The organism is Leptolyngbya sp. AN02str, from assembly GCF_050565595.1.
GTDB lineage: Bacteria > Cyanobacteriota > Cyanobacteriia > Elainellales > Elainellaceae > Kaiparowitsia.
In genome coordinates this window covers 1-15371 of the sequence record NZ_JBNXVR010000053.1, presented here as the reverse complement: position 1 = coordinate 15371, position 15371 = coordinate 1, and the positions used below count along the sequence as shown (strand labels likewise).

Genomic DNA, 15371 nt, shown 5'->3' with positions numbered 1-15371 from the left:
GTTCAATTTAAAGCATCTTTATGGCAGACCTGCTCGGATACCAAATTCTAGACCAACTTTATACAGGTACTAAGACTCAGGTTTACCGTTGTCAACAAAATGCGACCGCCCAGCCTGTAATTATCAAGCTACTCCAAGCTGAGTATCCTAGCTTTGGTGAGTTGGTGCGATTTCGCAACCAATACATTATTGCTAGATCATTGAGCTTGTCCAATATTGTTCAGCATTACCGCTTAGAGCCCTACCGGAATAGTTATGCTCTCATTATGGAGGACTTTGGCGGGATTTCTCTGAAGCAGTGGATGGACATAAAGCAAGATGAGCGGACTAATCCTCAATTTTTAGATGACTTTTTAAACATTGCGATTCAACTTGCTCAAGTTCTCAATTGTCTTTATCATCAGCGTGTTATTCACAAAGATATTAAACCGTCAAATATCCTCATCAATCCAGAGACAAAACAAGTCAAATTGATTGACTTCAGCATTGCTTCCTTGCTACCACGAGAAACACAAGAAATACAGAATATTAATATTCTAGAAGGAACGCTAGCTTATATTTCTCCAGAACAAACGGGCCGAATGAACCGGGGAATTGATTACCGGACTGACTTCTATTCGCTGGGAGTCACGTTTTATGAATTGTTGACTGGACAGCTTCCCTTTCCGACTCGTGACCCAATTGAACTCGTTCATAGTCATATTGCAAGAGTTCCCCTTGCAGCTCATCTTCTTAACCCCCAAGTTCCTGTTGGGCTGTCTGCAATTGTTAGCAAATTGATGTCGAAAAACGCAGAAGAACGTTATCAGAGTGCAACCGGGCTGCAACATGACTTGGTAATTTGCCGTGATCTCTGGAGAGATAATCGGGGAATTGAGAGCTTCACCCTAGGGCAGCGAGATTTTAGCGATCGCTTCCTCATTCCTGAAAAGCTTTATGGACGACAAGCGGAAATCAACACATTATTAGAAGCATTTGAGCGCACAGCACAGGGCCAAGCTGAACTGATGCTAATTACAGGCTTTTCTGGAATTGGCAAAACCGCTGTCGTCAATGAAGTTCATAAGCCGATTGTGCGTCAAAGAGGTTATTTCATTAAAGGTAAATTCGATCAATTCAACCGCAACATTCCGTTTTCTGCTTTTGTGCAAGCGTTGCGCAGTTTGATGGAGCAATTGCTGAGTGAATCAGAGAGCGAACTTGCAATATGGAGATCTCGGATCCTTGAAGCTGTTAGCGAGAATGGGGAAATTCTCATTGAGGTTATACCTGAGCTAGAACAAGTGATTGGGAAGCAACCGCCCGTCGCAGAACTATCCGGCACTGCAGCTCAAAATCGGTTTAATCTACTCTTTCAAAAATTTATTCAAGTTTTTACAACACCAGAACATCCGCTGGTACTGTTTTTGGATGATTTGCAGTGGATCGATTCTGCATCGCTAAAACTGCTGCGAGTGCTGATGGGTGAGTCTCAAAATGGTTACCTACTGGTCATTGGGGCTTATCGAGACCATGAAGTTTCTCCGACGCACCCCCTTATGCAGGCTCTTGCTGAAATCAGCCAATTCAACCCTCAGCAAACGACCATTACGCTCGCACCCCTTGATCGAGTGCACTTAAACCAATGGATTGCAGATACCCTCGGCTGTGAGGAGTCAGCAGCGCAACCTTTGACGGAGTTGGTCTATCAAAAAACTTCTGGTAACCCATTTTTTGCAGCACAATTTCTCAAAGCTCTGCATCAAGATAATTTGATCTCCTTTAATACGTCGTCAGGATGTTGGCAATGTGACATTACCCAAGTGCGGGCAGCCGCCCTGACAGATGATGTTGTGGAGTTGATGGCACAGCAACTGCAAAAACTATCTGTAGAAACACAGCAAATTCTGAAGTTAGCAGCTTGTATTGGGAATCAGTTTGATTTGGCAACGTTGAAAATTGTTGCAGAAACATCAGAAGTTGAAACGGCGATCGCCTTGTGGGCAGCTTTACAAGAAGGACTCATTCTTCCGCAGAGCCAAATATACAAGTTTTACGTAGGTGCAGAACAGAACGTTTCTTCAACGTCAGATACTTCCGTAGCGGCTAGCGCCACCTATCGGTTTTTGCACGATCGCGTTCAACAAGCTGCATATTCTTTAATTCCCGAAGCCAAGCGAGTATTGGTCCATGCTCGAATTGGCCAATTGCTACTGGAACAACTTTCTTTCCAAGAGAGAGAAGATCGGATTTTTGAGCTGGTCAATCAGTTGAATTATGGTGTTGCATTACTAACCACACCCGAAAAGCGAGATGAATTGGCCCATCTCAGCCTGATAGCTTGCCGAAAAGCCCGCAACGCTACCGCATACCAAGCAGCTCGTGACTATGCTGCTACCGGAATATCGCTATTGGGGGAGAACAGATGGCAGCGGCAGTATGCACTCACGTTGGCTCTACATGAACTCGCCGCCGAAATTGCTTGGCTGTGTGGGGATTTTGATCAAATGGAAGATTGGATCGATACAGCGATTCGGCAGGCAGAAACATCTCTTGATCAAGTGCAAGTGTATCAAGTCAAAATTGAATCGCTAAATGCTCGCAATGATTTCCCTGCTGCGATCGCCACAGGGCAAACAGTCTTACAGTTGTTGGGAGTTAGCCTCCCTAACCCAACCCAGGCAGCGATTCAACACATTAGGCCGGATATCCACGCCCTGATTGGCGATCGCTCCATTGAGGATTTAGTTCACCTGCCGAAAATGACTGATGCGCGATCACTCGCCATCATGCAGATTACAGATAGTATGATGCCCGCTTGTTATATGACGGGCTCGCTACTGTATCCCTTAGTCGTGGCGCTGCAAGTCAAGCTTTCCATTCAATTTGGTAACAGTCTCTTTTCTCCTGTGGGATATGTCAGCTATGCCTTTCAACTGAACAGCTTGTGGCAGGCAATGACAGAAGCTCAACAGTTTGGGCAATTAGCATATCGTCTCGCTTCGGAACCAGAGGCTAAAAGAATTCGTGCTGCAACCTTCAATATCTTTGCCGGATATATTCATCACCGTACCGCCGCTCTAAAAGAAACACTGCCCATGTTTCAAGAAGGTTTTCAAGCTGGCTTGGAAACTGGTGATCTGGAATTTGTCGTCTATATTGTGCAAGTGTTTTCGTTGAATGCATTTTGGTCAGGACACACCTTAACCGATCTGGATCTACAAATCAACGCGTATCACCAGCAATTGCTAGAGCTTAGCCGAGATACAGCTGCCAAACATTACTGGATTTATTGGGAAACAGCTCTCATCTTGCTGGGACGTTCGGAAGAAGATATTCTTTTACGGCAGGATTCCTACGAGCAAGCGTTACTCTCGCAAGTTCAAGTCTCCAATGATGGATTTCGCGTGTGCATTTTCTATCTACACCGATTTGTCCTGAATTTTTTGCTTGATGATATTGCAAAAGCAGAAAGTGATGCTGTGGAAACTCGACAGCATCTCTCTGCCTGTGTTGGAACGGTCATTGAGCCAGTATTTTACTTCTATGATTCTTTGTCAGCCTTGGCCACGCTGAGAGAACGGAATGCAGAATCAACTGCCTACTTACAACGTGTGCAAGAAAACCAGATCAAATTACAGAGCTGGGCAAATTATGCTCCGATGAATTACTTGCACAAATGGCACCTGGTAGAAGCAGAACGCTATCGTTATCTGCAACAACATAAAGAGGCGATCGAGTTCTACGATCTTGCTATTCAGGGCGCACAAGCAAACGAGTATCTTCAAGATGAAGCCCTTGCTTGTGAGTTGGCAGCGCAGTTTTATTGGAATTGGGCCAAAGAAAAAGTGGCTTCAGGCTATTTTCAGGATGCCTACTACTGCTATGCCCGCTGGGGAGCCAAAGCCAAAATTGAAGATATGAAGCGACGCTATGCTCAATTTCTTCAAGTAATTCTTAGCCAAGAGCAATCGCACTCCCAAGGCAGCTTAACCACAAAAACGCAATCTACCAGCAGTTCTAGCAGTTCTACCGAATTTCTAGACTTGGCAGCGGTTATTAAAGCCGCCCAAGCCATTTCTAGAGAACTTCTGCCAGATCAGCTGATTCTTACCTTAATGCAAGGTGTGTTGGAAAATGCAGGAGCAGAGCGAGGTGCTCTAATTCTACTCGAATCTGAACAGCTATCTATCGTAGCCCAATGTGCCAGCGGTCAAAGCTGCCAGATTCTATCGACTCCGCTCGATAATTGTTCCACATTACCCAGCACCTTGATTCGCTATGTGTTTCGAACAGCCGAAACCTTTGTCAGCGATAATCTCAAAGAAGAGAGCCAATTTATAGCCGATTCCTATATTATCGAGCGGCAGCCAGCTTCGGCTCTCTGTATTCCCTTCATCAAGTCAAATCAACCGATGGGAGTCCTCTATTTAGAAAACAACCTAACAACAGGGACCTTTACGAGCGATCGCATTCACGTGTTGAACGTACTTTGTGCTCAAGCTTCCATCTCCTTTGAAAACGCCAACTTGTATAGAAATTTGCAAGCATCTCACCAAAATTTAGAGCAATCATTAGCTGATCTCCAACAAACCCAGGCAAAGTTAGTCCAAGCAACAGAGCAGCTTCAACATCATGCATTTCATGATGTGCTAACAAATCTGCCCAATCGGGCGCTATTTATGCAGCTTCTTGACCATGCCATTCATTTAAGCCAGCGACAAGCAAACCGTTACTACGCTGTTTTGTTTATCGACCTCGATCGCTTCAAAATGATTAATGACAGTTTAGGACATGCCCTCGGAGATGAACTCCTAAAAGGCGTTGCCCAACGATTGCGAGCTTGTGTTCGCGATTCTGATACCGTGGCCCGATTTGGTGGGGATGAGTTTGCCATCCTTTTAGAAGAGTTGGGCAACGTGAATGAAGCAACTGAAGCAGCACGACGTATTCACTATCAATTCACCCTACCGTTCAATGTGCAAGGCCACGAAATCTTTACAGCCGTAAGCATTGGAATTGCAGCCAGCACAATTCAATATCAACAGCCAAGCCATGTATTGAGAGACGCCGATACGGCCATGTACCATGCCAAAGCACAGGGAAGAAACGGGTATGCGATGTTCGATCCTGAAATGCAGATGCAGGTAACAGCCCGACTTCAATTAGAAAGTGACTTGCGTCGAGCACTCGAAGCTCAAGAATTTTGCCTCTACTATCAGCCCATCATTTCCTTATCTACAGGCAGCTTAAAGGGGTTTGAGGCCCTCGTTCGATGGCACCACCCACAACGAGGCATTATCTCACCAGTAGAATTCATTCCCGCTGCTGAGGAAACTGGCCTGATTATTCCCCTAGGCTGGTGGGTATTGCAAGAGGCCTGTTATCAACTTAGTCAATGGCTCTCTCAATCGCGTGAACAATCTCGTGAAATTTTACCTTGTGTGATGAATGTTAATCTTTCTGCAATTCAGCTAAAGCAAGTAGATCTGCTAGAGAGATTAGAAAAAGTTTTGGAAGCAACTCGTATCCCAAGAGATTGCTTAAAATTAGAAATTACAGAGAGCTGTATTTTAGAGACTTCTACCTTAGAAGCTCAACGTTTAAAGCAACTGAAAAACTTAGGCATTGGATTATCAATCGATGACTTTGGTACAGGTTACTCCTCCCTCAGCCGTTTGCATGAGTTCCCAATTGATACGTTGAAGATCGATCGCACATTTGTGAAAAGCCTAAGCACTAGTTCAAGCGGAACTGTCGGAATGATCGTGATGCTGGCTCACAGCTTAGGAATGGATGTTGTTGCAGAAGGCATTGAAACAACTGTAGAGTGCGAAGTCCTCAGAGAGTTAGGATGTGAGTTTGGTCAAGGATATTTATTCTCTTCTCCTGTTAACTCTCAGCAAGCAGGCGAGTGGTTAAAGAATTGAAGATAAGTAATCAGCCATAATTAAATATAAAACCCTAAAGTTCTGTGCCGCTCGCACAGCAGGCGGCACAGAACTTTAGGATCTGGTTTTTTATGAGGTTGAGGTACTTACAAATGCAGGAGATACACCAACTGAGAGAAGAATTGAATGCATCATCTTTTGTCACTCTTGCGAAGAACCCCCGGAACGTTTTTCCATGGATTAATGGTTATTGTGGGTTTGCCTTACCAGGGTAACAAAAGATGAATTACAGTTTGGCATGGGGAACAGACCAACCCGAAAGCATTTGCTCCAGGTGCGACAAGCTCATGTCTTCAGGCTTACTTGCCGAACCCAAACGTCGAAGATTTATGGTTTGGCTCTTTGCTTCCTGCTCTCCTATAATGACGACGAGTGGAACTTTACGCTGAGAAAGTTCCCGAATCTTCCTATGGATAGTTCGATTTTGGTTGTAGAGCTCTATCCTAATGCCTTGAGACTTTAGTTTTTCAAAGACGGTTTGTGCCCAATCCAATACTTTCTCAGAAATAGGAGCGATCGCCACCTGAGTTGGTGCCACCCAAATTGGTAGAACTCCGCCATGATGCTCTAACAAAATGCCAATCCATCGCTCAATTGAGCCCAATACAGCCTGATGCAACATGACAGGCCGTTCCATTTCTCCTCGCTCATTGACAAACTCTAGTTCAAAGACTTGAGGAAGATTGAAATCAACTTGAAAAGTTCCACATTGCCACGAGCGCCCAAGTTGATCTTGTAAGCTAACTTCTAGCTTAGGACCATAAAAGGCTCCTTCTTGAGGAGCCACTTGGTAATCATACCCAAGCGCCTGAACAGCATTCATCAAGAGGGCTTCCGCCCTATCCCATAGGGCATCATCTCCAAGGCGTTGCTTGGGCCGAAGCGAAATTTGCAGTGAGAATTGACTGAATCCAAACGCGGAATAAGTTTGCTGCACCATCTGCAAAAAGTTTGAAATTTCCTGTTGGATATGTGATTCTCGGCAAAAGATATGGGCATCGTCTTGGACGAACTGCCGCAATCGCATACAGCCTGATAATGCACCAGAAAGCTCGTTGCGATGGCACATGCCAAATTCCATCAACCGTAACGGGTGCTCTCGATAGCTGCGTTTATGGGATTGGTAGATAGCAATGTGGGCAGGACAGGACATTGGTTTGAGTGCGTAGCTCAATTCAATGTGCGGGTCAGATATCGCATCCTCTGCATCTTCGTGCCCAACAACAAACATCCCCTTGCGAAATTTCTCCCAATGGCCCGATCGCTCCCAAAGTATGCGGTTCAGAACAACGGGCGATCGCACTTCTGCAAAGCCATGGGCTTGGTACATCTGCCGCATGAAGTCTTCAATGTTGCGAAACAGTTGGAACCCCTGTGGGTGCCAAAACACCATTCCTGGACTGTGCTCCTCGAAATGAAACAGGTTCATTTCCTTTGCAAGTTCACGATGGTTTGCCATGTTCTATCTCCAAAATCGGTGGATTGAGTGGATTGAATAATGCGCTAAAAAGCACGCTTAAAAAAGCCCTCCAAACTTAACTTGGAGGGCTTGACAAACTGCACGTGCAACCGTTTGTCACGTCCCTCCTAGCGTTGTCGTCGTGGTTTGACAAAGCATTAGGGTCAAAGCTTTCGCCGTAAGCAGCATGGATTTCATCATCATGTTTTTTTCCAAGAAACGATTCTTAAAAAAATTGCCCTCCAGAAAACCTCTGGAGGGCAATTCAGCAGTAAGGCTGTTTTTATAACGCAGCGTCTTACGCCCCTCCTAGGTGGGTGGTTGAGGTGGTCGTAGTCGTGGTAGCGATCGCTGCTTGCATATACAGAAAAGGCTTGCGTTTGATACTTCTTCTTTAACCTGATCTCTATTCGAATGTCAAGTCTGTGCGAGAAAACCACTAACATTTTTGCTTTTAAGCAAGCAGCCATCATGAAACATAAAACCCCAAAAGCTTTGTATCGCCTGTTTTCCGGGCGACACAGAGCTTTTGGGTCTGGCTTTTCATGGTGTCGAGGTACTTAGACTTGATATCCATTCCCCAATTGCAGGCCAAAGCTTCAGCTCGCGCAATATCTTCCTTAGGATTGACGAAGTAGATTCGCAATAAGCAAAGCCTATAGCAAGATAGAGTCGATTCTTCAACTCTTCTTGTATCTATCTCTTTAAATTTGTTGTTCCCATTAAAGCAATCATGATGGAATTTGTCATACCTCCCATCATCAATCCTATAGATAGATGACAAGCAGGATGGTTAGATACCACTCTACTAAATGGATATAGATAGGTGGATGTAGCTGCTTCAAATATTTCCCATTTGGCTTTTATTCCTATCAGATTTCTGCATTGAAGTTTCATCCAACATTTCATCGGTGGGCAGGCGATCGCGCACGCTAAATCAGCGTTCTGATGTTGCGATAGAGCTGACAAATGGTTAGCAATTTAATTTATTTTTTATTCTTGGAGCAACAGTCATGAATCGGCGAAATTCTCCTTTATCGGATCTGCAACGGCCTGCAAAAAAGGCAGCTGCACATCCTTGGATTGAGCACTTAGCCAGATTTGGATATGCCGCTAAAGGGGTTGTGTATTTTATTGTTGGTTTATTATCCGCACAGGCTGCATTCACAACGAGTGGTAGCCCAACCGACACAAATGGCGCACTAGAAACCATTGTGAATCAACCGTTCGGTAAATTTCTGTTGGCCATAGTCACCATTGGCCTAGTTGGCTATGCAATTTGGCGTTTGGTACAAACAGTGTACGACCCAGAACATCAAGGTGAAAGCAACAGCGCAAGCCGGATTGCTCAAAGAATGGGTTATGCATTTAGCGCGATCGCCTACAGTGGATTAGCCCTTACCGCTGTCAAGCTCATTGCTGGTACTGGTAGTAGTAGTGGCGATGCAACCCAAGACTGGACGGCTCGGTTTATGAGTCAACCTTTTGGACGGTGGCTTGTTGGTCTAGCTGGTTTGATTGTGATTGGGGTGGGATTTTCCTACCTTTACCAAGCTTACAAAGCTAAATTTCAAGAACATTTCAAACACCACCAAATGCGCCAATCCGAACGCAATTGGGCAAAATGGCTCGGACAGTTTGGTATTGCAGCTCGCGGTATTGTTTTTGGGATTATTGGGCTATTTTTGTTTCTGGCGGCTCTACGGGCCAATGCTAGCGAAGCAAGAGGATTAGGGGGTGCACTTGTTACTCTGGCCCAGCAACCCTTTGGGCCTTGGCTGTTGGGTATTGTTGCTCTTGGGTTGATTGCGTACAGTATCTACTCACTGATTGAGGCACGCTATCGGCGAATCATTCAACCTCGGTAGTAATTGATACAAGAGTGCCTGACTGCAGGTAGACTAAGCCTCATGTAAATTACGAAGCACAAGCAGCCATAAAACCCTAAAACTCTGTGCCGCCCACTGTGTCGGCGGCACAGAGTTTTAGGGTCTGGTTTTGATTTGAATAGCGTCAAGGTATTTAGTCTATTAAAAATAGGACTTAACCTTCTAGTCTCATCAGAAAGATAAGACCTATTTGTGATGGATGACTGTGCGATCGCAAATATGCACTTTCAATAACCCATTGACTGATGTTTCACATATCTAGAACATCACCCAACTCATCAATGGAAGCTAAAGAGAGACTTTGTTGAACAGAATAGATAGGGGATCACTCATATTTTCTGCAAAGCCTAAAATACCTTTATCTCGATGTTCATACAACAAGATTCCATCACGGTCAAACAAAAAGGTGCCGCCTCGTTGAGTCATGTACTGAGCATTGGGAACATAAGTTTTCCAATGGCTTAAAACTTCAACCATGTTTTGCAAGCGCAACGTTGCCAACTCAAAGGGACGCTGAAACCCTGTCCCTCCAGCAAACTTAAAGACAGAACCTTTGAATGTCGGTAGGGGAGACGCTTTCACAACTTCATCATCGGCAATGAGTTGAGGCGCGTTGCGATCGCCCCGGTAACCGCGAAACACCTCTGCTAGGGTGCCAGGGCTACCCACCCCTGCACACATCATCATCAAATTGATCCACGCATTTTGAGATGCAGATAACATAGGAGCTTGGAACGAAAGCCCTGCATAAAGCCCCAATTGCTGATGTAATTCTGCAGTTGGATCCACAAAGAGCCAATTGGGAGGAAACCCTGTGTAGGTGCAGAATTTTTCTCCAGAGACGCGATCGCCAATTCCGACCGCCCGAATTGTAAGATTGGCCTCACGTAATTGTTCTGCTTTGCGCTGTAGCCACCAAGCATACTCCAGACTGTCAAAATCGCCCAACTGAGGCAATACCAACACCAAAAGGCGATTGGCAGCCTCGCAGCCCTCCAAAATGGCAACACATTCACCATCGCTTACACGCTGCCGTTGAGTTTGCTGGAAAAGGCGAAAAGAATCCATAGCTGCTAAAAACAAACAATCCAGAATCTTCAAAAAGTATCACGATTGGAATCCCTATCGTGAGAAAAATGGTGAGTGAGCAGTTTTTGAACGCCCTGATCACTCCTATTCCTCAGATTATTCGTTGAGGAGACCGTGCATCATTTTAATGGATTCGCGACTACTGTTGCAGATTGAATAACCTCTATCCGCTAGATGCTTCCGCATGCGTTGCTTGACCGATTGCAGACTCCCTATCAGATGCTGAGCGTGCGGTAGCCGAAAATTTTGTTTCTACGTCTCCTGAAGCAGGCTGTACTTCCACAACCCCACGAAACATATTCATGCCACAGGTAAACTCATATCGTCCAGTTTTTTGAGGTATAAACTCAATCGGTGTAACTTGATTTAGAGGGAGTTCTTGTGCAATGCGAAACTCAGGAAACCTCACTTCTTCTAAGCAACTGCTGGGATCTTGACGGTCAAAATTTAACCGAACGAGTTGCCCTACCTGAACTGTAATTTGGCTGGGCTCATAGCCACCATCTACTGTAACCGTTACCTCCTGGATTCCCCCCTGTGTTGTTGCTTGACGAGGCTTGGGCTTGCTGTATAAAAACCACCACAACTCCAGGCCAATAAATCCTAAACCGCCAACGGTGACAATCCCCTTAAGCCACAATGGCTGTTCAATTTGCCGAAAGGTCTCGGTTTGCTCGGTAGGAGTTTGGTGAGTATCGCCATGCATTTGAGCAATGACAACAGAACTAGATCCCAGCAGCAGCCCCAAGCTGGTGATGCTACTAACCATGATCGACTGATAACTCATATGAGTAAATTCCTTGGAACGTCTTAAATCAACAGTTCGACAACGCTTCCTGCAATGAAACTGATCAAAAAATAAACCCAATTTATTCACTAAAAGCGAATAAAAGCAGATGATGGTACGCAGATCAAACTTAGAACAGTTCAAACTGATGAGGTTGACTTGGGTTGAAAGTTTCTCAACCGTAATGCATTGGTGACAACAGAGACAGAGCTGAATGCCATGGCCGCACCAGCAATGACAGGATTGAGTAACCAACCAAATATGGGATAAAGAATACCTGCCGCAATGGGAATACCTGCTACGTTGTAGATGAATGCAAAGAATAGGTTTTGCTGAATGTTGCGAATGGTGGCTCGGCTGAGTTGAATTGCGGTGACAATTCCATGCAAGTCACCTGAAATGAGCGTGATGTCACTGGCGGCGATCGCCACATCTGTTCCAGTTCCAATAGCGATTCCGACATCGGCTTGCGCTAGGGCTGGCGCATCATTAATTCCATCGCCCACCATCGCCACAATTTTTCCTTCTGTTTGAATGGCGGCTACCGTTGCGGCTTTCTGAGCGGGACGCACTTCCGCAAGCACCCGCTGAATTCCCACTTTGCGAGCAATTACATTCGCTGTGCGTTGATTATCACCGGTTAGCATAACGACTTCCAAACCCATCTTTTGCAAAGAGCGAATCGCATAAATAGATGAGGGTTTTACAGCGTCGGCAATGCCCATAATCGCTTCAGCACGTCCATCAACCGCTAGCCAAATGACAGTTTTACCGAGATATTCCAGAGCATCCCATTGCTGTTGTAAGTCGTGTGTGTCAATCCTCAGCTCGGTCATCCATCGATGAGTACCAATTTGAATTCGATGACCATTCACAATGCCTTGAACACCACTCCCTGCGATCGCTTCAAAATCCTGAGCCTTCGACAGTTCAACCCCTTGAGATTGAGCATACTGCACTACGGCTTCTGCCAGTGGGTGCTCCGAGTTGTGCTCAATTGAGGCTGCTAAATGCAATAACTTAAGTTCGTTGCGGTTGGCTGTTCCGTTGACAGTCACGTAGTCCGTAACCGTTGGTCTACCTTGGGTAATGGTGCCCGTTTTATCTAGCACGATCGTTTGCAGCTTGTGGGCCAGTTCCAAACTCTCGGCACCTTTGATCAAAATCCCATTTTCGGCACCTTTGCCAGTTCCTACCATGATGGACGTGGGAGTTGCCAACCCCAAAGCACACGGGCAGGCAATAATGAGCACGCCAACCGTAGTAATTAACGCCATGGTGACATTGCCCATGACGTTGAACCAGATGATGAAGGTGAAGATAGCGATCGCAATCACCGCAGGCACAAACCACCTCGTTACTTGGTCGGCAAGGCGTTGAATGGGAGCTTTTGAACCCTGAGCTTGCTGCACGAGCTTGACAATTTGGGCCAAGAAAGTGTCTTTGCCAACGCGAGTCGCCCGAAATTGAAAGCTACCAGTTTTGTTGAGCGTGGCTCCAACCACTTCGTCACCGGGCTGCTTTTTGACAGGCACACTTTCTCCCGTCACCATGGATTCGTCAATGCTGGAGGACCCTTCAATAATTTCGCCATCCACCGGAATTTTTTCCCCTGGCCGCACAAGAATCACGTCGCCCAGTGCCACCTCCGCAATAGGAATGTCAACTGCTTGCCCCTGACGAATGACGCGGGCTGTTTTGGCCTGCAAGCCCATCAGTTTGCGCATCGCTTCCGATGTTTGACCTTTGGCGCGGTTTTCTAAAAGCCGCCCCAGTAGCAGCAACGCAATAATGACGGCTGCGGCTTCAAAGTACACATCGGGGCGCAATCCCTGTGCAATAAACCATTGCGGAAAAATTGTTGGAAACAGGGAGTATAGGTAAGCCGTGCTAGTACCCACAGCCACTAGAGTATCCATAGTAGCCGTATGGCGCTTGAGAGCTTTCCAGGCGTTGATGAAAAAACTGCGGCCTGCCCACACCATGATCGGTGCTGTGAGTACCAGCTGAAGCCATGGATCGTGCAGCCACATCGGAATAAAGGGAACTGGAAGCCCTAACATGGCTGGCAGCGAGCCAATGACCAACACAGCGCTAATGATGCTGCTGACCCACACGCGACGGCTTAGCTTACGGTTTTCGGTCTGGCGCTGTTGGCGTTCGGCATCGCCTTCTTCAGCAAGCACATCTTCTTGCATGCGCTGGGCCGAGTATCCGGCATCATCCACGGCATTCTGAATGGCCGTAACATTTGTCGCACGGGCATCGTAGGTTACGGTTGCCAACTCGGCACCAAAGTTTACACTACAGGCTTCGACCCCAGGTACTGTGCGAATTGCATCTTCAATATTGCTGGCACAGGAGGCACAACTCATGCCCCTCAGTTTCAACGTTGCATGTTCTGTGGCCATCGCTCTTACCTTGCGCTACTGTCCCTATCTTGAAGTCTCTACTTCACTGGAGAGTCAAGTGGTGAATGTTAAGATTCTGCGCGATCGCCACGTTGCCTAGAGGCTATTGCTCCAGCCCTCTGTAATGCTGGTGTTAGGACTCATATTCTTGGAAGTTATAACGCCAGCAGCAAAATCGAATAGCCAAACGCTCCGATTGCAAATGCCCAAAAACGGCTTTCGCGCTCTTCGGGTAACTCTTCTTTCAAAACGTTGAGCATGATGCCCCCCGCCAAGAATGAGAACAAACTTGCGATCGCTGCTTGAGAAATTTGGGTACTATTTCCAACCGACCAGCCAGCCAGAATTGCAGAGACTAGAATCCAACGTCCACTCTGTTCATACATGTGCTTGTGGTGTTCTTGCAGGCCATAATCATTCACAAAAAAGTGCAACGCCATAGCGATCGTAAAAAAAATTAAATTCGCAAATCCAGGAACTTCTCGATGGACTAATAGGTAGCCAATCAGTGCATTGTAAAACGCAAAAGAACCAATGTGCAGCCAAAAAACTCCAGGACTGGTCACATCGTCACCGCTATCTTTTTGACTTTGTTTCCGCGACGTTTTTGCAGCACGCTCCAATCCATAAAAGATTGCCAAGCCCACCAGTGCCAGTAGATAAACGTGGTGTTCTAAAAACTCAAGTTGTGGATTGATACCACCTTGTTGAATCGTGGCCTGTGCTGAGCCCAAGTCGGGCAAAATGTGCACAAAGACATAGGCAACCGAGACTCCGCTGCTAAACGATAGCCATCGACTCCGAAGGGTCGATCGCAAAACTTGCAGCTGACCAGCTACAACATGCACAAGTGCTAGCCCAACCGCCAAAATGCCTGTTAAAGCAACTGTTGAATTCACGTGGATTCACGAAAACTGCCTGAGGATCTTGTGATTCAGTTTAGCTTGATTTCGTAGTGGAGATAGGTTGACCTGTCATGGTGCAATGCGGTCGTCATTTTTTACCAGTCATGGGCGTTATAGATTTCCTAAAGTCCTGCCCTGTCGAGCTTTAGATAGCTGTCGCCAGCATCGTTAGGCCAAGGACAGTTTTGAAGACGGCCTTGCCACCCTCAAAACTATCTGAATCGAACTGGCTATCGCTCTGTGCTCTCCAATCTCTTGTATAAACTGTTATGTGGCTCCATCGCGCAACAATTCATACGATTTGGGCAGGGGGGCCAAGTCTTTCTCTCTTACTTTCTCTCTCAATAGTTAGATCCGATGGCTCTGCCAACTGCTTAAGGTATAACCAGGGACCTATCATCACCTGTTGGAGAGCTCTAATGACAACCACTCAATCTCATCAATCTCTACTTGAAGCATGTATCGAAGCATGTCTTCACTGTTTGCGTGAGTGTGAAAATTGCGCGACGGCTTGTTTGACTAGCGACATGGTGCAAATGATGGCAGAGTGCATTCAACGATGCCGCGATTGTGCTGATACTTGTACCTTATGTGTCCGTCTTATGTCGCGTCATTCAGCTATTCATGCTGCAATGTGCCGGGTGTGTGCCGAAGCGTGCGATCGCTGTGTGGCTGAGTGCAGCAAACATGACCACGATCACTGTCAGCGCTGTGCAGAAGCCTGCCGCCGTTGTGCCGAAACCTGTCGCCAAATGGCTGCTGCTATGGCCTAGTGCCGACATTCCGCAGGTTGCTCTGGGAATTAAAGGGAGTGGGGATAAGCTGAGGGAGACGAGTTAGGATCGCCCCCTTGCAGATCGAGAACTTGGACCACTTGGGACTGATTGCGGGTGTTATTGAT

General features: G+C 46.4%; 8 protein-coding genes. 3 read left to right on the top strand and 5 right to left on the bottom strand.

Annotated features, from left to right (window positions below):
- Positions 1-20: 20 nt before the first annotated feature.
- Entirely contained in the window at positions 21-5909 is a 5889-nt protein-coding gene (locus ACQ4M4_RS25705; protein WP_430687333.1) for an EAL domain-containing protein, read from the top strand.
- A gap of 247 nt (positions 5910-6156) precedes the next feature.
- Here the strand turns inward: ACQ4M4_RS25705 and thrS are convergent, their stop codons facing one another.
- Positions 6157-7389: a threonine--tRNA ligase gene (thrS, locus tag ACQ4M4_RS25700; protein WP_430687332.1), complete on the bottom strand. Its 1233-nt coding sequence runs from the start codon at positions 7387-7389 to the stop codon at positions 6157-6159.
- Between the two features lie 1013 nt (positions 7390-8402).
- On the opposite strand from thrS, the gene ACQ4M4_RS25695 reads away from it, so the two are divergent.
- On the top strand, positions 8403-9257 hold the full coding sequence (locus ACQ4M4_RS25695) for a DUF1206 domain-containing protein (RefSeq protein WP_430687331.1): 855 nt from the start codon (positions 8403-8405) through the stop codon (positions 9255-9257).
- Positions 9258-9566: 309 nt separating this feature from the next.
- On the opposite strand, the gene ACQ4M4_RS25690 is transcribed toward ACQ4M4_RS25695, so the two are convergent.
- The 4 genes from ACQ4M4_RS25690 to ACQ4M4_RS25675 form a co-directional block, all read right to left on the bottom strand.
- Complete coding sequence (locus tag ACQ4M4_RS25690) at positions 9567-10346, bottom strand: peroxiredoxin-like family protein (protein WP_430687330.1); 780 nt, start codon at positions 10344-10346, stop codon at positions 9567-9569.
- Positions 10347-10530: 184 nt separating this feature from the next.
- A complete protein-coding gene (locus ACQ4M4_RS25685) occupies positions 10531-11154 on the bottom strand; it encodes a cupredoxin domain-containing protein (RefSeq protein WP_430687329.1) in 624 nt (207 codons plus the stop codon).
- Positions 11155-11294: 140 nt separating this feature from the next.
- Positions 11295-13565, bottom strand: coding sequence for a heavy metal translocating P-type ATPase (locus ACQ4M4_RS25680; protein ID WP_430687328.1), 2271 nt, complete (start codon positions 13563-13565; stop codon positions 11295-11297).
- A 155-nt stretch (positions 13566-13720) separates the two neighbouring features.
- A complete protein-coding gene (locus ACQ4M4_RS25675; protein WP_430687327.1) occupies positions 13721-14464 on the bottom strand; it encodes a hypothetical protein in 744 nt (247 codons plus the stop codon).
- Between the two features lie 608 nt (positions 14465-15072).
- Here ACQ4M4_RS25675 and ACQ4M4_RS25670 point away from each other — a divergent pair.
- Positions 15073-15243, top strand: coding sequence for a four-helix bundle copper-binding protein (locus tag ACQ4M4_RS25670; RefSeq protein WP_430687326.1), 171 nt, complete (start codon positions 15073-15075; stop codon positions 15241-15243).
- The last annotated feature ends 128 nt before the right edge of the window (positions 15244-15371 follow it).

Excerpts from the sequence above, each read along its gene's own strand:
- thrS (WP_430687332.1), bottom strand. The coding sequence starts at position 7,389 with ATGGCAAACCATCGTGAACTTGCAAAGGAAATGAACCTGTTTCATTTC.
- ACQ4M4_RS25680 (WP_430687328.1), bottom strand. The coding sequence starts at position 13,565 with ATGGCCACAGAACATGCAACGTTGAAACTGAGGGGCATGAGTTGTGCC.
- ACQ4M4_RS25705 (WP_430687333.1), top strand. The coding sequence starts at position 21 with ATGGCAGACCTGCTCGGATACCAAATTCTAGACCAACTTTATACAGGT.
- ACQ4M4_RS25670 (WP_430687326.1), top strand. The coding sequence starts at position 15,073 with ATGTCGCGTCATTCAGCTATTCATGCTGCAATGTGCCGGGTGTGTGCC.
- ACQ4M4_RS25695 (WP_430687331.1), top strand. The coding sequence starts at position 8,403 with ATGAATCGGCGAAATTCTCCTTTATCGGATCTGCAACGGCCTGCAAAA.
- ACQ4M4_RS25685 (WP_430687329.1), bottom strand. The coding sequence starts at position 11,154 with ATGAGTTATCAGTCGATCATGGTTAGTAGCATCACCAGCTTGGGGCTG.
- ACQ4M4_RS25690 (WP_430687330.1), bottom strand. The coding sequence starts at position 10,346 with ATGGATTCTTTTCGCCTTTTCCAGCAAACTCAACGGCAGCGTGTAAGC.